Annotated in this window: 16 protein-coding genes and 1 pseudogene; 11 read left to right on the forward strand and 6 right to left on the reverse strand. The window is 70.3% G+C overall.

Features of this window, described 5'->3' with window-relative positions:
• Positions 1–61: 61 nt before the first annotated feature.
• From I6A60_RS23105 to I6A60_RS23140, 8 genes and pseudogenes are all read left to right on the forward strand, one after another.
• Positions 62–1,115: pseudogene (locus tag I6A60_RS23105) on the forward strand (acetyl-CoA C-acyltransferase); the annotation flags it as partial.
• A complete protein-coding gene (locus tag I6A60_RS23110) occupies positions 1,108–1,983 on the forward strand; it encodes an iron-containing alcohol dehydrogenase (RefSeq protein WP_307873821.1) in 876 nt (291 codons plus the stop codon). The pseudogene I6A60_RS23105 and the gene I6A60_RS23110, both read left to right, overlap by 8 nt.
• Positions 1,980–3,434, forward strand: coding sequence for an aldehyde dehydrogenase (locus tag I6A60_RS23115; protein ID WP_203018823.1), 1,455 nt, complete (start codon positions 1,980–1,982; stop codon positions 3,432–3,434). Before I6A60_RS23110 ends, I6A60_RS23115 begins: the two co-directional genes overlap by 4 nt.
• Positions 3,431–4,183 carry an SDR family NAD(P)-dependent oxidoreductase gene (locus I6A60_RS23120; RefSeq protein WP_203018821.1) on the forward strand — a complete coding sequence of 251 codons (753 nt, stop codon included), beginning with the start codon at positions 3,431–3,433 and terminating at the stop codon, positions 4,181–4,183. The genes I6A60_RS23115 and I6A60_RS23120 overlap by 4 nt, the downstream gene beginning before the upstream one ends.
• Positions 4,168–4,449, forward strand: coding sequence for a hypothetical protein (locus I6A60_RS23125; RefSeq protein WP_203018819.1), 282 nt, complete (start codon positions 4,168–4,170; stop codon positions 4,447–4,449). The genes I6A60_RS23120 and I6A60_RS23125 overlap by 16 nt, the downstream gene beginning before the upstream one ends.
• Positions 4,450–5,236: 787 nt before the next feature.
• Positions 5,237–8,251 (forward strand): NB-ARC domain-containing protein, encoded by a 3,015-nt coding sequence (locus tag I6A60_RS23130; RefSeq protein ID WP_203018817.1) that lies wholly within the window; start codon positions 5,237–5,239, stop codon positions 8,249–8,251.
• A 146-nt stretch (positions 8,252–8,397) separates the two neighbouring features.
• Complete coding sequence (locus I6A60_RS23135) at positions 8,398–8,655, forward strand: type II toxin-antitoxin system Phd/YefM family antitoxin (protein ID WP_238436032.1); 258 nt, start codon at positions 8,398–8,400, stop codon at positions 8,653–8,655.
• Positions 8,652–9,026, forward strand: a complete 375-nt coding sequence (locus I6A60_RS23140) for a type II toxin-antitoxin system VapC family toxin (protein ID WP_203018815.1) — start codon at positions 8,652–8,654, stop codon at positions 9,024–9,026. The genes I6A60_RS23135 and I6A60_RS23140 overlap by 4 nt, the downstream gene beginning before the upstream one ends.
• Positions 9,027–9,039: 13 nt before the next feature.
• Here I6A60_RS23140 and I6A60_RS23145 read toward each other — a convergent pair whose 3' ends face one another.
• Positions 9,040–10,599: a class I adenylate-forming enzyme family protein gene (locus I6A60_RS23145; protein ID WP_203018813.1), complete on the reverse strand. Its 1,560-nt coding sequence runs from the start codon at positions 10,597–10,599 to the stop codon at positions 9,040–9,042.
• Between the two features lie 321 nt (positions 10,600–10,920).
• On the opposite strand from I6A60_RS23145, the gene I6A60_RS23150 reads away from it, so the two are divergent.
• Positions 10,921–12,327, forward strand: coding sequence for an aldehyde dehydrogenase family protein (locus I6A60_RS23150; RefSeq protein ID WP_203018811.1), 1,407 nt, complete (start codon positions 10,921–10,923; stop codon positions 12,325–12,327).
• 48 nt (positions 12,328–12,375) lie between these two features.
• Here the strand turns inward: I6A60_RS23150 and I6A60_RS23155 are convergent, their stop codons facing one another.
• The 4 genes from I6A60_RS23155 to I6A60_RS23170 form a co-directional block, all read right to left on the reverse strand.
• Positions 12,376–13,593, reverse strand: coding sequence for a CaiB/BaiF CoA-transferase family protein (locus I6A60_RS23155; protein WP_203042674.1), 1,218 nt, complete (start codon positions 13,591–13,593; stop codon positions 12,376–12,378).
• Positions 13,594–13,843: 250 nt separating this feature from the next.
• Positions 13,844–14,680, reverse strand: a complete 837-nt coding sequence (locus I6A60_RS23160; RefSeq protein WP_203023705.1) for a mycofactocin-coupled SDR family oxidoreductase — start codon at positions 14,678–14,680, stop codon at positions 13,844–13,846.
• Positions 14,681–14,806: 126 nt separating this feature from the next.
• Positions 14,807–16,318, reverse strand: coding sequence for a carboxylesterase/lipase family protein (locus I6A60_RS23165; protein ID WP_203023704.1), 1,512 nt, complete (start codon positions 16,316–16,318; stop codon positions 14,807–14,809).
• A gap of 157 nt (positions 16,319–16,475) precedes the next feature.
• On the reverse strand, positions 16,476–17,405 hold the full coding sequence (locus tag I6A60_RS23170; protein ID WP_203023703.1) for an SDR family NAD(P)-dependent oxidoreductase: 930 nt from the start codon (positions 17,403–17,405) through the stop codon (positions 16,476–16,478).
• A gap of 89 nt (positions 17,406–17,494) precedes the next feature.
• On the opposite strand from I6A60_RS23170, the gene I6A60_RS23175 reads away from it, so the two are divergent.
• Entirely contained in the window at positions 17,495–17,887 is a 393-nt protein-coding gene (locus I6A60_RS23175; protein ID WP_203023702.1) for a nuclear transport factor 2 family protein, read from the forward strand.
• A 55-nt stretch (positions 17,888–17,942) separates the two neighbouring features.
• Here I6A60_RS23175 and I6A60_RS23180 read toward each other — a convergent pair whose 3' ends face one another.
• Positions 17,943–19,526: an NAD(P)/FAD-dependent oxidoreductase gene (locus I6A60_RS23180; RefSeq protein WP_203023701.1), complete on the reverse strand. Its 1,584-nt coding sequence runs from the start codon at positions 19,524–19,526 to the stop codon at positions 17,943–17,945.
• Between the two features lie 228 nt (positions 19,527–19,754).
• Here I6A60_RS23180 and I6A60_RS23185 point away from each other — a divergent pair, with 228 nt between their 5' ends.
• On the forward strand, positions 19,755–21,293 hold the full coding sequence (locus I6A60_RS23185; protein WP_238436033.1) for a long-chain fatty acid--CoA ligase: 1,539 nt from the start codon (positions 19,755–19,757) through the stop codon (positions 21,291–21,293).
• The last annotated feature ends 53 nt before the right edge of the window (positions 21,294–21,346 follow it).

The raw sequence follows: 21,346 nt of genomic DNA on the forward strand, positions 1-21,346 counted from the left end.
TGGGACCGGCTGCTCGCCGCGGGTGAGCGGGTCCTCCGGATTCCAGACGAGGAGGCATGACATGCCGGACGCAGTGATCGTGGAAGCGGTGCGCACGCCGGTCGGCAAGCGCAACGGCGTGTTGTCAGGGGTGCACGCGGCGGACCTGTCCGCGCATGTTCTCAACGCCCTGGTCGAACGGACGGGGGTCGACCCCGGCGCTGATCGACGACGTCGTCTGGGGGTGCGTCTCGCAGGTCGGGGAGCAGACGGCGGACATCGCCCGCACGGCGGTGCTGACCGCCGGCTGGCCGGAGTCGGTGACCGGAGTGACGGTGGACCGGCAGTGCGGGTCCTCGCAGCAGGCGGTGCACTTCGCGGCGGCAGGTCTGATCGCGGGGCAGTACGACCTGGTCGTCGCGGGCGGTGTCGAGTCGATGAGCCGGGTACCGCTCGGCTCGACGTCTGCCCCGGGCACCGGCTCGCTCTACTCGAAGGCGTTCCTCGACCGCTACGAGGGACGGCGGCCTCATCAGGGGCTCGGCGCCGAGATGATCGCCGAGCGGTGGGGCCTGTCCCGAACGCAACTGGACGAGTTCGCGGTCGCCTCCCATGAGAAGGCCGCCGCGGCGCGCGCCGAGGGCCGGTTCGACGATCAGATCACCGCGGTAAGCACCGACGCCGGACTGGTCGCGCACGACGAGGGGATCCGCGCGTCGACCGTGGAAAGGCTGGCCACGCTCAAACAGGCCTTCAAGGAAAGCGGCGTGATCCACGCCGGGAACTCCTCGCAGATCTCCGACGGATCGGCCGCGCTGCTGATGACAACCTCGCAGAAGGCCCAGGAGCTGGGGCTAAGGCCCCTCGCGCGGATCCACACCGCCGTGCTCGCCGGCGCGGATCCGCAGATCATGCTGACCGCGCCGATCCCCGCCACCGCGAAGGCACTCGCGAGATCCGGCCTGTCCATCGGCGACATCGGCGCGTTCGAGGTGAACGAGGCGTTCGCCCCGGTCCCACTCGCCTGGCTGGCCGAGACCGGCGCGGGTGAGCCTGACCTGGAGCTCGTCGAGCGGGCCGTCGTCGTCGCCGCGGACGCGTCGGCCGTCGCATTCGTCGGCGTCGGTGGTGGGAGCGCGCTCGACACGGCGAAGCTCGTCGCCTAGCGCCGCGTCCGGCGTAGCGGCCCGCGACCTGAAAGGCCGGGTCCCGCCAGTGCCCGGGTTTGGCCCGCTCGTGCTGGTGCCGACGACGGTGGGCACCGGGGCGGAGGCGACCCGGGTGGCGATGTACTCCGTCGACGGTGCCAAGCAGGCGGTTCTGTGCCCGCAATTCGTACCCGCCTTGGCCGTCCTCGACGAAGACCTCGTCCAGGCGCTGCCGGCCGCGGTGGTCGCCTCGACGGCGCTCGACGCGCTGTCACACGCCATCGAGTCGATGATGTCGACGGCGTCGAACGAACTGACGTGGATGTTCTCCGGTGAGGCCGCCCGGCGGATCTTCGCGGCGCTGCCGGCGGCGTACGGGGGCGACCGGCGGGACCGCTCCGAGCTGCTCTACGCGTCGTTCCTCGCCGGCGTCGCGCTGAACGCGGGCGTGGTCCTCGGCCATTCGATGAGCTATGTCCTCGCCGCGCGCCACCATTTGGCCCACGGGGTGGGCTGCGCACTCGCTCTGCCGTACTGCCTGGCCTACAACCAGACGATGCCGGCGAGCGCGCGCGCCGAACTGGCGGCGGCGGTGCTCGGCCATCCGGGCGCGACGCTGCGAGACGTCGCCGACGCCGCCCAGGCGCTCGCCCGGTCGGTCGCCGTACCTACGGACCTGCGGACGTTCGTTACGGACGCCGAGGAGATCCCAGCACTCGCCGCGTCCGTGGCCCGCGACTACCCGCGTCCGACCAACCCGGTTCCCCTGGAGCCCGGCCGGCTCGCCACCTTGCTCACCTACCTGCGCGCCGGAGACCTTCCAGGCGCCTGGACCGCGATGGGAGACCCGCCATGACCAGCGCCCGCAGCTATCAGGCACATCTGGCGGGCCACTGGACAGGGGCCAGCTCCACGATCGAGGTCCGGGATGCCGCCGACTGGGACACCGTCGTCGCCCGCGTCCCGGCACTCGACGCCGCCACAGTCCGCGCCTCCTATGCCACAGCCCGCGAGGGCGCGAGGGTCTGGGACACCACGAACCCGATCGACCGCGGCCGGGTCCTCTTCCGCGCCGCGGGCCTGCTGCGCGACCGCGTCCGCGAACTGGCGGACGTGCTGGCCCGCGAGAACGGAAAGACCCTCGCGGAGGCCACCGGCGAGGTCGGAAAGGCCGCCGACTTCTTCGAGTTCTACGCCGGACTGGGCCGTCTCCCCCACGGCGAGCTGATCGCCGACGCGCGGCCGAACACGACCGCGACGGTCCGCCGCGAGCCGGTCGGCGTCGTCCTCGCCATCACCCCGTGGAACGACCCGCTGCTCACGCCCGCCCGCAAGCTCGCCCCCGCCCTGGCCGCCGGCAACGCCGTCGTCCTCAAGCCCGCGCCCGACACCCCCGCCATCGCACTTGAGCTCACCCGTGTGCTCCTGGACGCGGGCCTACCGCCCGAGACCATCACCACGATCACGGGCGACATCGGCGAGATCGGCGACGCCCTGCTCGACTCGGACGAGATCGACGCCGTCACCTTCACCGGGTCGACCGCCGTCGGCTTGGGCCTGCAGCGCACGACCGCCGGGCGTAACCTGCGAATCCAGTGCGAGATGGGTGGGAAGAACGCCGCGATCGTGCTCGCCGACGCCGACCTCGACCTTGCCGCGCAGACGATCGCCGCCGCCGGGTTCGGCCAGGCGGGCCAGCGCTGCACCGCGACCAGCCGCGTCCTGGTCGAGGCCCCGGTCCACGACGAACTCGTCACGCGGCTCGTGGATCTCGCGCGCGCGACGACTGTCGGGCCCGGCCTCGATCCCACCACGGCCGTCGGACCGCTCGTCAACCGCCGCCAGCAAAGCCCGGTGCTCGGCCAGGTCCGTACCGCCGCTGCCGAGGGCGCCGTCGTGCTGACCGGCGGCACGGCCGGCGACGGCCTGATCCTCGCCCGCGGCTGCTACGTCCTGCCCACCGTCCTCGACGACGTCACCCCCGGCATGACGATCTGGAACGACGAGGTCTTCGGGCCGGTCGTCGCCGTGAAGACCGTATCCGGCCTCGACGAGGCGATCCGCCTCGCCAACGCCTCGCGCTACGGCCTGTCCGCCGCCCTGTTCACCAGGAGCCTCGCCGCCTGCGAGGAATTCCTGCGCCGCATCGACGCGGGACAGGCCGCCGTCAACCTCCCCACCTCCGGCTGGGACGTCCACCAGCCGTTCGGCGGCTACAAACTGTCCGGATCGCCCTTCAAGGAACAGGGCCACGACGCCATCGCCTTCTACACCCGGACGAAGACCTGCGCGGTCCGGTCCACATGACCGCATTCCGTCTCGACGACCGGCACGTCGTCGTCACCGGCGCGAGCCGCGGGCTTGGCAGAGCCATCGCGCACGCGATCGCCGCAGCGGGCGCCTTCGTGACTCTCGTCGCCCGGAGCGAGGCACAGCTCACCGAGACGAAGACCAAAATCGAAGCAAGCGGCGGGGCGGCACGCGTGCGCGCCGCCGATCTGTCCACGCTCGACGCCGCGGCGGAACTCGCGCGCGATCTCACCACCAGACCTGTCCACGGCGTCGTGCATGCGGCAGGCATCACGCACCGCGCGGACGCGCAGGACTTCGACGACGAGGCCCTGCGCCGCGTGCTGACGGTGAACCTGCACGTGCCGATCGCCCTCGCACGCGAGCTGACGAGACACCGCGTCGGCAGCACGCCGTGCAGCCATGTTTTCATCGGCTCGCTGGGCAGCTCGATCGCGATACCACGCGCCATCGCGTACACCGCCTCCAAAGCTGGCATCCTCGGCGTCGTGCGCTCCCTGGCAACCGAATGGGCCGCCCTCGGAATACGGGTCAATGCGATCTCTCCGGGTTACTTCCGCACCGACCTGACAGCCGACCTCCTCGACCAGGCCGCCGAACTCGCCCGCATCGAGCAAAGAATCCCGATGCGTAGACTCGGCCGCCCCGAAGAACTGGGCGGCGCCGCCGTCTTCCTGCTCTCCGACGCGTCGTCGTACGTGACCGGCCAGCAAATCATCGTCGATGGCGGATGGCTGGCGAACTGACCGCCAGCCGCGTCGCCGGTACCGGCCCTATCGCTTCGCAGCTCGATCCCGATGCCCTTGTCGGTCACAAGGCCACCCACACGGCGGCAGGGCTCGACTCGGTCGGGCGGCTACTCGGGTCGACACGGTTCCCGGCGACCGAGGCCGGATACGCCGGGCTGCTCGGCTGGATGCGCGGCTTCGGCGTGGTCGTGAAGGTAGGGGTCGAAGGGACCGGCAGATACGGCAACGGGCTGGCTCTCATCTCGCGATGGCGGGCATCGTGATACCAAGATCGATCGTCCCGACCGTAAGGCGCGGCCCTGGCAGGGCAAGTCCGACCCGGATCGATACCGAGGCCGCCGCCCGTCTTGTGTTGGCGGGCCGCCGCACGGGACGCCAAAGGTTCGTGATGGGCAGGTCGAGGCGGTACGGGTGCTGCGGGTCGCCCGCCGCGGCGCGGTCGCCCCGCGCAAGCGTGGTCAGCAGACGAAGGCGCTGATCCTGGCCGCGCCGGAGCCGGCCGGAGCAACTTTACCGGCGCCCCGTGCATCGCCAGATGGCGCGTGCCCAGCAGAAAAGTCCCACCAATCAGAATTCGCTTTCGACGGACGGCACCCTGGCCTGCCCTAGGCGCTCGTCCCGTGTAGCCCGATCAGCCTCGTCGCACATCGCCGCGGCCCCAGAAGCGCTGGCGGCGCGGCGCTGTGCGACCCACACGCAGATTTCCCTGATCGCGTCTGCCTCCGCCCGGGCCAGGTGATCTCCCAGCTCTCCGGTCACGAACTCGACCTCGAAGACCATCTCAAGGGGCTCACGAGGACCACGCCCGCCTTCTTTCCACCAGCCATCGGCACCACCTCACCGCCGTCACAGGGCGCCCCGGAACGCCCCTCACGCGATCAAGATCGCGGCGACCCTGACTCGGCACAAGACCGCGGCGTAGACGTACACCCACAGACCACGACACCTCGGCCAGAGCCGACGGCGACCGCGCCGTCGGTGGTGAGATGATGACCTTCGCGTTTGCGGCCCTGGGCGGCTGCCAGCGGAGCGTTACGGGGGTGGCGGCCGGTGGAGGGCCTGTCGCGCGAGGAGATCGCGGAGTTCGCGCGTGTGTTCGCGACCCCACTGGCGGCGCGGCACGTGCTTGAGGAAGCGGGCTGGCCTCCGGAGCGGATTCCCGGCTGGCAGCCAGAGGATGCGATGCAGTTCTGGCGTGAGGTGGCCAAGGAACTGGCTGCCGGGCGGGTGACCAACGGGCGACACCTGTTGTTCGCTGCGGCGGCCGAGGGCTACTCGGGTAACCACGTGTTCGTAGCCGGAACCGGGACCCTGGCGGCTCGGCTTCGGCAGGTGCCACCGGTGGACCTGCTGCCGCAGTTGCCCGTTCGGTTTGTGCCACGAGAGGTCGACGCGGAAAGGGTCGGCGAGCTTCTGCGGGATCCGGCCGCGGGGCAGGTGGTCGCGCTGGTCGGGATGGGTGGCGCGGGAAAGTCGACGTTGGCCGCGGCGGTCGCGCAGGATCGGGTCGTCGCCGAGGCGTTCCCTGATGGGGTGGCGTGGGTCGGGATTGGCCAAAGCCCGGTGGTGGCGAACAGGCTGGCCAAGGTGCTGACGCTGTTCGGAGACCCGGCGCCGGTGCGGGACGCCGAGGAAGGGATCCGGCGTCTGCGTGCGTTGTTGACGGGAGCGCGAGCACTGATCGTGCTGGACGACGTATGGGACGTCAGCGTGCTGGACGCATTCGATGCGCCGTCGGGGGTGCGGCTGCTGGTGACCTGCCGGTCGAAGGACCGGTACACCTTATACACGGGTACGACAGTTCACGACGTGGCCGAGCTTGACCACGACACAGCGCGGCGGATGCTGGCGTCCTACGCGCAGCGCCCAGTGGGCGGTCTGCCGCCAATAGCGGACGAGTTGCTCGCCCGTTGCGGCGGTCTGGCGCTGGCGCTGGCGCTGGTCGGCGCGATGGTGGCGACGAACCGGGGACGGTGGGAACGGGTCGCCGAGCGGTTGCGACTGGCTAGCCTCATCGCGGTGCCCGGCACGTTCAGGGGCTACCCACATCCGACGCTGTTCGCGGCGATCGACGCCTCGGTCGCGGCGCTGCCGGCGGAGCAGGCACTGCGGTTCCAGGAGCTGGCTGTCTTTGGAGGACGCAGCACGGTCCCTGAGGCCTTGGTGATCGGTCTGTGGCAGACGACCAGTGGGCTGGGTGAGCTTGCCGCCGCCGACCTGATCAGCCAGCTTGAGCAGCGCTCGCTCGTACAGATCGACCCGGAGTCCGGCGCGGTCCGGGTCCACGACTTGCTCGTCGAGTACACCCGAGGCTCGCTCACCAAGGAGCAAGTGCGAACACTGCACGGCCAACTCGCGACCTGGCTACTGAATCGCTGGGGCGGACTCGAAGCCGCGCCGCCGCTACCCCGGCTCCCCGAGGTCCCAGCGCGCGACGGTGTCGATCGCTATGGACTCACGAACCTCGTTACCCATCTGATCGCGGCCGACGACCCGGCCGCAGTCGACCAGCTCCTAGCGGCCGAACGGACCACGCCCGACGGACGGCCGGAGAGCGTCTGGTACGCCACCCACGAAAACCAGGACACCACCGCCACCTACCTCACGGATCTCGACGCGGCCTGGCACTACGCCGGCAGCCGGCAGACCACTGACCCCCAGGTCTTCGTTCGCCTGGCCAGCTACGCCTTGATTCTCGGCTCGATCACCAGTATCGCCGCGAACATGCGGGCATGGCATCTAACTCGCCTCGTCGAGGCTCGCATGTGGTCTCCTGCCCGTGCGCTGACATTCGCCCGGGCGATCCCCGACCCTGCTCGACGCGCAGAGGCCCTGATCACGCTGGCACCCCACCAGCCTCAGGATCAGCGTCCTGCCGTGCTCCGCCAAGCCCTGAACGCCGCAATCGCTATCACCGGGTCATACGAGCGGGCATGGGCCCTGACGATGCTGGCGCCGCACCTGCCCTACGAGCTGCTCGGGTTCGCGCTGAATGCCGCTACCGCTTTCGACCTACCGGCGCATCGGGCTCGGGTTTTGACGGCGCTGGCACCGTGCCTGCCTGAAGGTCAACGCGCCGAGCTGCTAGAGCAAGCCCTGAATGCCGCCACCGCCATTGACCACTCTGACGAACGAGATCGGGCGCTGATGGAGCTGGCACCGCACCTGCCCGACGGCCAGCACTGGCAATCGCTGGGCGGCACCGCCGTCGTGGACTGGCCGGAGAGCACTGTCCACACGCCGATTCAGCTGGGGCCGGACCTGCTCGACGACTTGCGCGGGCTGATGCTGAACGTCGCTATTGGTGCTTTTGTCGACCAACCCGAGGACCGGGCTCGGGTATTGACGGCGCTGGCACCACACCTGCCTGAAGATCAGCGCACCGAGCTGCTAGAGAAGGCCCTGAATGCCGCCACCACCATTAACAACCCGAAGGTCCGCGCCGAATTGCTGATGGCGCTGGCTGAATACATGCCTGGAGATCGGCGTTCGGTTGTGTTCGGGCAGGCCCTGGACGCCGCAACCGCTATCCCCTGGCCGGACGATCAATCCGAGATGTTGACGGCGCTGGTTCCACACCTGCCCGACGAGTTGCTTGGACCGGCTCTGAACCTCGCTACTGCTATCGACGCGCCGACAAGCAGGAGCGGGGTGGTGACGGAGCACGCACCGCACGCAGTTGAGGAGTGGTTCGGTCAGGCCCTGAAATCACTTGAGCAGGCCCTGATCGAGTCGCCAGAATACCGAGCCAAGGAATTGACGACACTGGCAGCAGGCCTGTCTGGTGATCAGCGGGCCGTCGCGCTCGAACAGGCCCTGAACGCCGCCGCCGCTATCGATCAGCCCGACCGCCGAGCCGAGGCGCTGACCGTGTTGGCACCGCACCTTCCAAACGATCAACAACCCGCCGTCCTTATATCGGCGTTGGCCGCCGCGGCACGGACTGGGAGAGCGGCTGTCGCCAACATCATCTCTTCGGTTCTTACAGCGGGGACAGTCGATCCGGACGTGGCCGGCGTGGGTGTAGCTGAGGCGGTGCTTCGGGTGCAGCGGTGGTGGCCGTGAGCAGGTCGCCGCACCGCGTCCAGGCGGGCGCCGGTCGTGCGGCGCCGGGCGACCCAGCACGGATCTCTTCGATGATGTCGGGAGCCGGCGCATCTCCGCGTCCTCGTCGCTAGCGGGCTAAGGTGTTAGCTAAGGAGGTGGGGCTGATGTCCGAACCCGCCATGCAGTTCAACATCCACGACGCCAAGACGAACCTGTCACGCATCGTCGACCGAGTCGAACAGGGCGAGGAGATCATCATCAGCCGAGCCGGTACGCCGGTGGCCAAGGTCGTCCCGCTGCGCCGTTCCGTGAATCGGACCGGGCGCGGGTCGCTGCGCGGCACGCTCGTCCTCGCGGATGACTGGGACACGGCCGAGACAAACGCCGCCATCGGCACCGATTTCGGCCTGGCCGACGAGTGAGCCTCCTCCTCGACACCCACGTCGTGCTCTGGTGGCTAACCGACGCCACGACGCTCACGGACGACGTCAAGGAGCGGCTGGACCACGAGCCCGACGTCTACGTCAGCGCGGCGACGCTGTGGGAGGTCGGGATCAAGCAGTCGACCGGCAAGCTCAAGGCCCCGACGGACCTCGCCGAACAGATCCGAGGCTGCGGTTTCCGCGCTCTACAGATCACCTTCGAGCACGCCGTGGCCGCGGGCCGGCTCCCGCTACTACACCGCGACCCGTTCGACCGCATGCTCATCGCCCAGGCTCAGTGCGAGGACCTGACCCTCGCGACCCGCGACGCGTCCATCCGCGCCTACGACGTCACGACCCTCGACGTCTGACCTGCGCTCACCCTCAACAGTTCGACGCCAGCCCTGGCCGAGGACTGGCTGGAGCGGTAGGCGTGTCCTCTCTCAGCTCGGCGAGGGTGCGGCGGTTGATCTTGCCGGACTCGGCGCGGCCGACGTCGTCTACGAGCTCGAAGGTTCTGGGCACCTTGTAGTGCGCGAGGTGGCCGCGGCAGTGTGCGCGCAGCGCGTCGGTGAGGCCGTCGCGCTCAGCCTCGGGGCGCGGCTGGACGATCGCGTGGACCCGCCGGCCCCACTCGGGGTCGCGCAGGCCGATCACGACGGCGTCCTCGACGTCGGGGTGGCGCAGCAGCGCCGCCTCGACCTCGGAGACGTAGACGTTGGCGCCGCCGGTCTTGACCATGTCGGTTCGGCGGTCGGCGATGTAGAGGTAGCCGTCCTCGTCCACCCGGCCGAGGTCCCCGATCGAGAGGTAGCCACCGGGTAGGGAGCGCGGCGCGGCGGCGCCGACGTAGCGGACCTCGCGGGTCCCCTGGACCGGACGGAAGTAGAGCTCGCCGACCTCGCCGGCCGGCACGGGTGTGCCGTCCTCGCCGACGACGAGGACCTCGGTTCCCGTCGGGCGCCCGCCGCTGCCCGGGTGGCGTAGCCATTCGTCCCCGCGGATCTGGGCGCTGCAGACCCCTTCCGACGATCCGTAGCCCATGATGAAGCGCTCCGGGCCGACCAGGTCGATCCATTCTCGGACCACCCACTCGGGGCAGGCGCCGGCGCCCTGGATGACCCGGCTGAGGCTGGACAGGTCCCGGTCCCGGATACTCGGGCTGCGCAACAAACGGATCAACATGGTCGGCACGAATGCCGCCATCATGACCCGCTCGGACTCGATGAGATCCAGCACCACTTCCGCGTCGAAACGAGAGACCAGAACGTTCCGGTAACCATCGACCAGGGTGTGGTGCAGCATGGCGAAGCCCTGGGTATGGTAAAGCGGCGAGCAGACCAGATTGACAGGACTGACGGATTGGCGCGCGCCACCGTTCTCGTGGAAAAGCGCGGCGCCGACCGAACGCGCGCCGGCGGGCACCACCGTCGACGCCGAGGAGGCGATCAGCTTCGGCGCCCCGGTCGAGCCGCCCGAGGCGATGAGCCAGGCCGGGTTCGCCACGACGGGTGGGAGCGCAGCAGCCGGTCCCTCGTCGTCGCCCAGCAGCCGCGCGGCGGAAATCTCCTGGTCGGCGCGGGGCTCGCGGTCCACGATGACGACGGCGGCGCAGGCGAGCGCGATGAGGCGCTGACGTTCCGGTGCCGGCAGGTCCGGGCGCAGCGGCAGCACCGTGGCACCCAGCCGCCAGGCCCCGAGCGTGCACAGGACGTGTGCGGAGCCATTGGGCAGCTCGACGCAGACGACGTCTCCCGGGCGAATATCGCGCTCGTTCAGGTGTGCGGCCGCGCGGATACTGCGCCGGGCGAGCGCGCCCCAGGTAAGGGTTTCGCCCCCTAAAGCGGTGGTCCTCAGGGCAATGATTTCCGGATCGGCCGCGGCGAGCTCGTCAATACGCTCCGGCCACGTCAGGTGACCGACCGGCGCGGCAATTCCCGTCATGAACAGATCCTACGGCTCGCCCCACAGACAATCCACGGAATGACGGCCGGCAGGAATGGCGGACACCGATTTCGGACCGGCAGGCGACGCCCGGTGACGGGCGGCCGGACACCGTCGGCCGGCCGGATCGCGGCGTCGTGGCGGTACGCGTGGACGAGCCTCGCGACGGCCGGGACGACCCGACGAGGAAGCCCGGTCTCGGCGCTGGTTCCGAGCGAGCCTCCGTCGAACCTCTTGACCCTCGGGCCGGCCACGCGTTAATCAGACGTTCAGTGCCGCCGATCCGTGGCCGGCACGCCGACGCCGACCGCGGAGGGTCTCATGACCGACGTTTCGATGATCATCGACGGTGAGCGCCGAGCGGCGCCGTCTACCTTCGGTGTCGTCAACCCCGCGACGGGCGCGGTCCACGCCGAGGCGCCGGACTGTTCGCGCGAGCAGCTCGACGAGGCGTTCGCCGCCGCGTCGAAGGCCTTCGTGAGCTGGCGCCAGGACGAGGACGCCCGGCGCGCGGCGCTGAAGGCCGCCTCGGCGGCTATGCGGGCCGCGGGCGACCGGATCGCCCCGGTCCTGACCGCCGAGCAGGGCAAGCCGCTGAAGTCGGCGTACATGGAGGCGGCGGGCTCCAGCTACTGGCTGAAGTACTTCGCCAACCTGCCGTTCACGCGCGAGGTCATCCAGGACGACGCGCGCGCTCGCGCCGAGGTGGTGCGCCGCCCGATCGGCGTCGTCGCCGCGATCACCCCGTGGAACTTCCCGGTCATGCTCGCGACCTGGAAGATCGCCCCGGCGCTGCTCGCCGGCAACACGATGGTGCTCAAGCCGTCGCCGTTCACCCCGCGCAGCACGCTGCTGATGGCCGAGATCCTCAGCGAGGTGCTCCCGCCCGGCGTCCTGAACGTCGTCTCCGGCGGCGACGAGCTGGGCCGGTGGATGACCTCCCACCCGGTCCCCCGCAAGATCAGCTTCACCGGCTCGGTCGCGACCGGGAAGCACATCGCGACGTCCGCGGCCCCTGACCTCAAGCGCGTGACGCTGGAGCTCGGCGGCAACGACCCGGCGATCCTGCTCGACGACGTCGACCCCGCCGCGATCGCCGGGAAGCTGTTCGCCGGAGCCTTCGACAACAGCGGGCAGATCTGCTCGGCCATCAAGCGCGTCTACGTGCCCGAGTCGCTGCACGACGCCGTCGTGGAGGCGCTGGCCGCGCGGGCCGCCGCGGCGAAGGTCGGCGACGGCATGGACCCGGAGACGGAGCTCGGCCCGGTGCAGAACCGGCCCCAGTTCGAGCGGGTCCGCGACCTGGTCGCCGAGGCGCTCGCGGGCGGCGCGAAGGCCGCCACCGGGGGGGCGCCCATTGACGGGCCCGGCTTCTTCTACCAGCCGACCGTGCTCACCGGCGCCGCCGAGGGCACCCGAATCGTCGACGAGGAGCAGTTCGGCCCGGCGCTGCCCGTCATCCCCTACCGGGACATCGACGAGGTCGTCGCCCGCGCCAACGCCACGATGTTCGGCCTGTCCGGCTCGGTCTGGTCCGCCGACCCCGACCGGGCGGGCGCCGTCGCCGAGCGCCTCGACTGTGGGACGGCCTGGGTCAACGCCCATGTCGCCCTCGGCCCGCACCAGCCGTTCGGCGGGTTCAAGTGGAGCGGTCTCGGGGTGGAGAACGGCCCCTGGGGCCTGGCCGGCTTCACCGAGATCCAGGTCCAGTACCGCGCCAAGGGCTGACCGGAGTGGCCCGGCTCCGCGCGGGAGCCGGGCCACCCGGCCGTCTGCCTAGGCGACGACGCCGTTGACCTTCAGCTCCACGATGGCGTCCCAGTCGAAGCCGAGCTCGGCGAGGATCTCGTCGCCGTGCTCGTTGAACTCGGGAGCGTGCCCCGCGGGCGCCGCCTTCCCGCCGAACCGCACCGGTGCGGCGACCATCTGGAACGGCTTGCCGGCCGCGGTCTCGGTGTCCTGGATGTAGCCGTTCGCGACCGACTGCGGGTCGGCCGCCGCCTCCAGGGTGTCCTGGACGACGGTCCACTGGCCGTCGAAGTCCGCGAGCAGCTCCCGCCACTCGGCCAGCGGCCGCGCGCGGAACACCGAGCGCAGGACGTCCCCGGCCTCCAGGCCGTTCGCCATCAGCGTCTGGTGGCTGTCGAACCGGGGGTCGGTCGCCAGCTCGGGCCGGCCGACGGCCGCGCTCAGCGCCGGCCAGTACTTGCCCGCCTGCAGGCAGCACAGCGAGACCCAGCGACCGTCCGCGGTCTGGTAGTTGGCGACCAGCGGGTTCGTCCGCATCATCTCCGCCGGCGGCGGCTGCCAGGGCACGTTCATCAGGAGTGACAGCGCGAACGCCTGGCCCATCGCCCACATCCCGGTGCCCAGCAGCGAGACGTCGACCTCGGTCGTCTCGCCGGTCCGCTCCCGGTGGAACAGCGCCCCCATGATCCCGCCGGCGATCGTCATCGCGCCGATCGAGTCACCGAACCCCGGCCCGGGCGGCGAGACCACCTGGCCGTACTCGGGCCGGCTGAGCCCGACGGCCGTGCCGGACCGGGCCCAGAAGGCCAGCGAGTCGTACGAGCCACGGTCGGCGTCAGGGCCTTCCTCGCCCTGGCCGGTGCCGCTGGTGTAGATGATCCGCGGATTGTGCGCTCGTACGGAGTCCAGGTCGATCTTGAGCTTGTTCCGGACCCGGGGCAGCTTGTTGGTCAGGAAGACGTCCGACGTGGCGATCAGCTTGTGCAGGATGTCGAGTCCCGCCTCGCTGGTCAGGTCCAGGCCGAGGCTGCGCTTGCCGCGGTTGGAGTGTTCCAGGAGCACGTGGACGTCGGAGGGCAGGTCGACCACACCGCTGGACGCGAGGCCCCGCATCGCGTCGCCGCGCTCGACGTGCTCGATCTTGATGACCTCGGCGCCCCAGTCGGCCAGCAGCGCGGACGCCGCCGGGACGAAGGTGTGCTCGGCGACCTCGAGGATCCGAACACCGTGCATGATCGCCGTCATCGACCATCTCCCATGCTTTAGGCCGCTACGGGCCAGAAAATGAGCCACCAGGCGCCCGAGCCCGCGGAACGGCGCAGGTAGATCACCTGAAGCGGCCGCCTCGGCAACGCTAGACGGATGCTCAGTGCAATGTCGAACAGTTGCCCAAATCGTCCCGGGACCGAGCCGGGCCGGGAGTCGCGGGGCACCCGCGGGGTGCCGGCCGGGCCTCTCGGTCGGCCGGCACCCCGCAGCTGGTGTCCGCCCGCGGCTACTTGATCAGCGTGCCGGCGTCGACCGGCAGGGTCACGCCGGTGATGAACCGGGCCTCGTCGGAGCACAGGAACAGCGCAGCGTTGGCGATGTCCTCGGCGTCCACCCACGGCGTCGGCAGCACGTGCAGGGCCTGCGACCGTGCCGCGAAGTCGTCGACGGTCGGGTTCTCCAGCTCGGGGCAGAACATCTTGTAGGTGAGGTCGTGCAGCACCATCGGCGTGCTCACCTGGGTGGGATGCAGCGAGTTGACCCGGATGCTGTGCCGGCCGAGCTCCAGCGCCAGGGTCCGCATGATGCCGACCACGCCGTGCTTGGCCGTGACGTAGTGGCCGACGAACTGGTTGGCCGACAGCCCGCCGACCGAGCTGGTCAGCACGATCGAGCCGCCCCGCCGGCCGGCGATGATGTGCGGGATCGCGACCTTCGTGGACAGGAAGACACCGGTCATGTTGATGTCGATCGTGTCCTGCCAGGTCTGGTGGTCCATCTTGTGCATCAGCGAGCCGTTGGGACCGATGCCCGCGTTCGCGATGACGATGTCGAGCCGGCCGAACTCGGCCACCCCGTCGTCCACCACGGTCTTCATCGCGTCGTAGTCGCGCACGTCCGCCTGCACGGCGTGAATGCGCCGGCCGGTCTTCTCCACGAGCCGGACCGTCTCGGCCAGGTCCTCCGGCGTCGACATCGCGAACGCCACCCGCGGCAGCTGTTGGCAGACGTCGATCGCGATGATGTCGGCGCCCTCCTGGGCCAACCGGACGGCGTGGGCACGCCCCTGGCCGCGCGCGGCGCCGGTGATGAAAGCGACCTTGCCCTCGACTCTTCCCGCCATCGTTCCCTCGCTGTTCTGTCGCGCGGGCCGCCGCCACGGCTCCACAAGATCATGCTGAGCGACCGCCAAGCACGTCTGCTCGCTGTCTAGCACCCCACGGACCGGCTCTCAAGGGATCGAGTGGCCTCAGCCGAGGAACGGCTCCCAGATCCGGCGGGAGACGGGCTCGGGGTCAGCGACGACGTCGATCGGAACGTCCCAGCGGCGGACCAGTCCGCCCTCGGCGGAGCCAGCCACGCCACCTTCGGCGGAGCCGACCACACCACCGTCGGCGGAGCCGACCACACCACCCTCGGCGGAGCCGACCACACCACCGTCGGCGGAGCCGAACGCGGGCCACCCGGGGTCACCGTCCGCGGCGAACGCGAGCCAGGCCTTGCGGATCTCCTTCGACAGCACGGCAGCCTCGGGCGGCGTCGGGCTGCCGAGCAGCAGTTCGGTCAGCCCGCCGGCCAGATTGCCGAACGTCAGGCCGACCTCGATGCCGTGACAGGCGCCGAGCGCGCCGCCGAACGCAGGCGACGGCCAGGTGAACTCGTAGCAGAACGCCCGGCCGGGGTGGTGGCGCGCGCACCACAGCGACGGCATCCGGAAGATCCGGTCGCTCAGGATGAGGTTGTGCAGGTCGAGGTCGGAGATGCCGGGGTGGGCCGCGCGGTACTCGGCCAGCGCCGAGGGCGGCAGGCCGACGCCGGCCGCGGTCGCCACCGGGTCCGCCTCGGTGAGCCCCTCCAGCATGGCGAACAGCCGGAACTCGTCCCTGGTGAAGCCGACGACCAGGTCGACCTCGCCGCGCAGGTGATGCCAGGGCAGCCCGAGGACCAGCTCGCCGTCGAGCACCGGCCCGTACGGGGTGATCTCGCCCGGCCGGCCCTGCACGGCGTGGATCGCCTCGGCCGGGACGGCGGCGAAGCCCTCGTCGGTGGCGGGCACCCCGAGCGCCGCGGCGATCCGCCCGGTGACCGCGAGGGCCTCGTCCTCGGTCTTCACGGTGCCGGCGACACTCTGCCCGATCGCTCGGCGGAACAGCCCGCGGCCGGCCTCGGCGGCGACCAGGGTCACGACGGACGTAGCCCCGGCAGACTGGCCGAACACCGTCACGTTGGCAGGGTCACCGCCGAACGCCGCGATGTTGTCCTGGACCCAGCGCAGCGCGGCGAGCTGGTCGCGCAGCCAGCGGTTGGCGGGCCGGCCGGGCAGCGCGCCGAAGCCCTCCAGGCCGACCCGGTAGTTCAGGGTCACCACGACCGCGCCACCGGCGGCCAGTATCGCGCCGTCGTAGTCGGGCTGGCTGCTGGAGCCGATGATGAACGCGCCGCCGTAGAGCCAGACCAGGACCGGCAGGCCGGCCGACCCCGGGTCGGGCGTCCAGACGTTCACGCTCAGGCAGTCGTCGCCGTCACCCGGTGTCCACAGCGGCGGCGGCGCGCCGACGAACGCCGGCTGCGGGACGCCCGGGCTGAACCGGCTCGCGTCCCGCGTCCCATCCCAGCGCTCGGGCTCCCCCGGCGCCTCGAACCGGGCAGGCCCCGCGATCGGCGCCGCGTACGGAATGCCCTTGAAGGCGTGGACGCCGCCGGCGGCGGTGCCCCGTATGGTGCCGTGGGTGGTCAGGACGGTAGGCGCCTCGCTCGGCATACAGCCACCTCCGATATCCGCACGGCCGCGCGGCCGCTGGGCCGAGTCTCGACGTGCAGTACCGAATTTTCTAGACCTGGCCGATTGAAGGACCCGAAAAGCCATCCCGGCCAGGCGCGGCCGTCACTGGGCTGGCTCGGTCACTGGGCTGGCTCGGTCATTCGGCCGGGAAGAGGTGGGCCATGAAGTGGGCCGACCAGTCCACCGGGTCGGTGGGCACGTAGTAGCCCTTCTCGTCGTTGATGGCCGCCCAGTTGGCGGCCACGTCCTCGACGCCGACGTGGGCCGGGTCAGGGCTGAGATAGCCGTCGGTGACGCCGACGAAAAGCCGGGAGAACCGGCCGCCGCCGGCCAGGTACACCTCGCCGCTGACGTCGCAGCTCTCATGACCGAGGTAGGCGACCATCGGCGCGACCGCGGCGGGATCCAGCTCCGGGATCGGCTTGAAGTCGCTGCTGGCCGCCTCGCCGCCCGGCTTTCCGGCCAGCCGCGTCAACGCGTTCGGGCCGATGCAGTTCACCTTGATGTTCTTGCCGGCGGCCGACGCGGTCATGCTCCTGGCCATGCCGAACATGGCGGCCTTCGCCGTCGCGTAGCCGAGGTTGTCCTCCAGCCCGAACATGCCGATGGACGTCGTCAGCACGATGCGCCCGTAGTCCTGCTCCAGCATGTGCGGCCACGCGGCGCGGGCGGTGTTGAACGAGCCCTTCACGTGCACGTTCAGGTGGGATTCGAGGTTCGCCAGGTCGGCATCGGGCAGGCCCGCCCACACCATGTTCCCGGCATTGTTGACGACGACGTCGATGCGCCCGAACTCCGCGAGCGCCGCGTCGATGACCGACTGGCCGCCCTCGGCCGTCGAGACGTCGCTGAAGTTCGCGACCGCGGCGCCGCCGGCGGCGCGGATCCGGTCGACGACCTTCGTCGCCGGCGCTGTGTTGGCACCCTCTCCGGTTGGGCCGCCGCCCAGGTCGTTGACGACGACCTGGGCCCCGAGCTGGGCGAACAGCACCGCGTACGCACGGCCGATGCCGCGCCCGGCGCCCGTCACGGCCACGACGCGACCGTCGAAGGTGAACCTGCTCATCGGCTGGCTACCGTTCCTCTCGGCTGTGGAGCTGGGCTAGTCTTTGTTGGACCGACCGGTCAGTCAAACGACCAACGGGAGACGGCAAGATGAGCTCCGACTACGGCGACGCCGCGGCGCGGATCCGGGACACCATCGCGGCCTATGCGCAGGCGGTGGACGACGCCCGCACCGAGGACATCGTCGCCACGTTCCTGCCCGACGGCTGGGCGTCCTTCCCGGGCGCGGAACCGGCCCGGGGCCACGAGGGCATCCGGGCGACATACTCCGCCCTCACCTCGGACCGGGTCCAGCGACACGTCGTCACCAACATCCTGATCAGCGACTTCGATGGCAAGTCGGCCAAGGCGACGAGCGACCTGCTCTTCCTCGTCAAGGGCGAGAAGGGCTGGTCGGTCCGGCTCGTCGGCCGCTACACCGACCGGCTGCGCCAGGACGGCGACGCGTGGCTGTTCGAGAGCCGCGAGCTGGTCTTCCTCTGACCGGACCGAGAGCCGGGGCCACCGAGTGGCGGCCCCGGCCCGGTCGACGTTCGGGTCAGGCAAGGAAGCCCGCGTAGTCGCCCTCGGCGGTCTTCGTCATCACCCGCAGCAGCACCGGGCGGCCGGCCGGGTTCAGCAGGAACCGGCGCGGCTTGCCCGGCACGTTCTCCCCGTAGTACTGGCCGTGCTCTACGAAGCTGGAGTACGGCAGGGCCTTCGCCATCGTGTCGGCCCACCGCTCCTCGACCTCCAGCGGGACCTCGACGCGGTTCTCACCACGATCGCGCGCGTGGTTCAGCAGGTCGGCGACGAAGTCGACCTGGTCGCCGCCGTAGCGCGGGTTGTTGCCCGCCGCGCCGTGCGGGCCACCCGGGAAGAAGAAGTTCGGGAACTGGTGGCACATGAGGCCGAGGAAGGTGCGCGGGCCGTCGGCCCAGTACTCGTTCAGCGACAGGCCGCCCGCGCCGCTGATGCCCATCCGCAGCATCGCGCCGGTACCGAAGTCGAAGCCGGTCGCCCAGACGATGAGGTCGAACTCGCGCAGCCCGTCGGTCGTCTCGATGCCGGTCGGCGTGATCCGGACGAACGGCGTCTGCCGGGTCGAGACCAGCTCGACGTTCGGCTTGTTGAACATCTCGTAGAAGCCGACGACGAACGGCGGCCGCAGGGCACCGTAACCGTGGTCGGGAACGAGCCGGTCGGCGACAGACTGGTCGGCGACGATTCCCCGGATCTTCTCCTCGAGGAAGTCGCACCACTCCTTGTTCGCCTTCGGGTCCAGCACCATGTCGTCATAGTTACTGGACATCTTGGCGAAGCCGGGGCTGTTCCAGATGGTCTCGTAGAACGCCCAGCGGTCGTCCTTCGAGTCGTCGAAGGTCTTGCGGCCGGAGGACTCGTGCAGGAAGCCGGCGACCGCCACCGCGAGGGCGTCGCGAATCTTCTCGTAGCTGCCCTTGAGCTCGGCCTGCTGCTCGGCCGAGATCGGGTGGTTGTTCAGCGGGGTGCACCACGACGGGGTGCGCTGGTACACGGTCAGCGAGGCGGCCTCGTCGGCGATCAGCGGCGCGACCTGCACACCGCTGGAACCCGTCCCGATGACCGCGACCCGCTTTCCGGCGAGGTCCACGGGCGTCGCCGGCCAGCGCCCGGTGTGGTACTGCTCGCCGGTGAACGTCTCGCGGCCGGGGATGTCCGGGTAGAACGGCACCGAGAGCACACCGGTCGTGCTGATCAGGTAGGTGGACCGGACGACGTGACCGTCCTCGGTCCGCGTGGTCCAGGTCCGCGACTCCTCGTCCCAGTCCGCGGCGACGACCTTGCTGCCGAACCGGATCGACTCACGCAGGTCGAACCGGTCGACCACATGGTTGACGTAGCGCTCGGTCTCGGGCTGGCCGGCGAACTCCTCGGTCCACTCCCAGTCCCGCCAGAGTTCCGGGGAGAAGAGGTAACCGTAGGTATAGCTCTCCGAGTCGAAACGGCACCCCGGGTAACGGTTCCAGTACCACGTACCGCCGACGCCGTCGCCCTGTTCCAGCAGCTGCACGGAGTACCCGTCCTGGCGCGCACGGTAGAGCTGGTTGATCCCGAGGATGCCCGCACCCACGATGACGATGTCGACGCGTGCTTGTCCCATGTCTCCTACAGCCACATCGCAGTAGTGCCCGCACCGGTTACGGTGGTGCCCGCACCGATCTTTTGTACCAACCGGTCCATAGAGGAGCTGACCGTATCCGACCCCTCCAGGAGGGTCAAGGAGTCAAGGTCCCGCCCCGGGCCGGGTGGTATCGACCATTGAATCGGCGGCTCGATGCCGCTACCGTCACGCTGTTTGTACCGGGCAGTCAAACCGAGGGCAGGCGAGATGAGTACTCCGGACATGAACTGGGTCGGCGTCCTGGAGCACCACGCGGCCCGCGCTCCCGAGAAGGCATTCGCCCAGTACGAGGGCGAGACGGTGACCTACCGGCAGGCGCTCGACCGCGCCACGGCCGTCGCCGCAGGCCTGCGGGAGCGTGGCATCGGCCGGGGTGACGTCGTCGCGCTGCTGGCCTACAACAGCACGGACTTCCTGACGACGATCTTCGCGGCCAACTACCTCGGCGCGGTCGTCATGCCGCTCAACTGGCGGCTCGCGGCGCCTGAGCTGGAGTACATCCTCGACCACGCCCAGGCCCGCGCGCTCGTGGTGGACGAGGACCTGCTCGCCCTCGGAGGCGACGCGACCAAGCAGCTCCCCGACCTCGTGCGCGTCGTGCGGGCACCGCTGGCGCCGGACGGGTGGACGCGGTTCGACGACCTGGTCGCGGGCTGGGCGGGCTCGGCCGACTCGGCCGAACGGCGGCAGGTCGCCGGCGACGACATCCAGCGGCTCATGTACACCTCGGGGACGACCGGGCGTCCCAAGGGCGTGATGATCACCTACGCCAACCTCGCCTGGAAGAACTACGCTCACATCACCGAGTTCGGCTTTACCGCGGCGGACATCGGCCTCGCCTGCGGCCCGCTCTACCACGTCGGCGCGCTCGACCTGGTGACCACTTCGATCATCGCCGTGGGCGGGACGACCCACATCCACCGGACGTTCGACGCGGCCCGCGCGGTCGACGACATCGAGGCCGCGCGGATCACGGTCGTCTGGCTGGCTCCGGCGATGGTCCGCGCGATCCTCGACCTGCCCGGGATCGAGGACCGCGACCTGTCCAGCGTCCGCGTCCTGATCGGCGGCGGCGAGAAGATGCCACTACCCCTGATCGACCGCATCCAGAAGGTGTTCCCGTCGGCCTGGTTCGCCGACGCCTACGGCCTCACCGAGACGGTCTCCGGCGACACGTTCCTCGACGCCGCCAGTATCAGGGCCAAGCGCGGCAGCGTCGGGCGCGAATGCCTGTACCTGGAGCTCGACATCTGGGACGACGCCGGCCGCTCGCTGCCCGCCGGCGAGGCCGGCGAGATCGTCCTGCGCGGCCCGAAGGTCTTCAAGGGCTACTGGCGCGACCCCGAGGCGACGAACCGGGCCTTCGTCGGTGGCTGGTTCCACACCGGCGACATCGGCATCCGCGACGAGGACGGCTACGTCTTCATCGTCGACCGGCTCAAGGACATGATCCTGTCTGGCGGCGAGAACATCGCCGGCTCCGAGGTCGAGCGTGTCCTCTACGAACACCCGGCGGTGCTGGAGGCCGCCGTCATCGGCCGCCCGGACGAGAAGTGGGGCGAGGTGCCGGTGGCGTTCGTCGCGCTGCGGCCGGGAACCTCGGTGACCGCGGACGAGCTGGTCGAGCACTGCCGCGGCAGCCTCGCGAAGTTCAAGGTGCCCAAGGCCGTGACGTTCATCGAGGCGCTCCCCCGCAACCCCTCGGGCAAGGTCCTCAAGCGCGAACTCCGCGACCTGAACACCTAACAGCCCTCCGGCCCCCGTCCTGCAGCCTCGGGCCGCGCGGGCCGAGGCTGCAG

The organism is Frankia sp. AgB1.9 (genome assembly GCF_016786355.1).
Lineage (GTDB): Bacteria > Actinomycetota > Actinomycetes > Frankiales > Frankiaceae > Pseudofrankia.

Bases quoted from the DNA above. Each gene is read 5' to 3' on its own strand.
- I6A60_RS23135 (WP_238436032.1), top strand. From the start codon at position 8,398: ATGTCCGAACCCGCCATGCAGTTCAACATCCACGACGCCAAGACGAAC.
- I6A60_RS23125 (WP_203018819.1), top strand. From the start codon at position 4,168: ATGGCTGGCGAACTGACCGCCAGCCGCGTCGCCGGTACCGGCCCTATC.
- I6A60_RS23160 (WP_203023705.1), bottom strand. From the start codon at position 14,680: ATGGCGGGAAGAGTCGAGGGCAAGGTCGCTTTCATCACCGGCGCCGCG.
- I6A60_RS23165 (WP_203023704.1), bottom strand. From the start codon at position 16,318: ATGCCGAGCGAGGCGCCTACCGTCCTGACCACCCACGGCACCATACGG.
- I6A60_RS23115 (WP_203018823.1), top strand. From the start codon at position 1,980: ATGACCAGCGCCCGCAGCTATCAGGCACATCTGGCGGGCCACTGGACA.
- I6A60_RS23150 (WP_203018811.1), top strand. From the start codon at position 10,921: ATGACCGACGTTTCGATGATCATCGACGGTGAGCGCCGAGCGGCGCCG.
- I6A60_RS23185 (WP_238436033.1), top strand. From the start codon at position 19,755: ATGAGTACTCCGGACATGAACTGGGTCGGCGTCCTGGAGCACCACGCG.
- I6A60_RS23155 (WP_203042674.1), bottom strand. From the start codon at position 13,593: ATGACGGCGATCATGCACGGTGTTCGGATCCTCGAGGTCGCCGAGCAC.
- I6A60_RS23180 (WP_203023701.1), bottom strand. From the start codon at position 19,526: ATGGGACAAGCACGCGTCGACATCGTCATCGTGGGTGCGGGCATCCTC.
- I6A60_RS23120 (WP_203018821.1), top strand. From the start codon at position 3,431: ATGACCGCATTCCGTCTCGACGACCGGCACGTCGTCGTCACCGGCGCG.
- I6A60_RS23145 (WP_203018813.1), bottom strand. From the start codon at position 10,599: ATGACGGGAATTGCCGCGCCGGTCGGTCACCTGACGTGGCCGGAGCGT.
- I6A60_RS23175 (WP_203023702.1), top strand. From the start codon at position 17,495: ATGAGCTCCGACTACGGCGACGCCGCGGCGCGGATCCGGGACACCATC.
- I6A60_RS23170 (WP_203023703.1), bottom strand. From the start codon at position 17,405: ATGAGCAGGTTCACCTTCGACGGTCGCGTCGTGGCCGTGACGGGCGCC.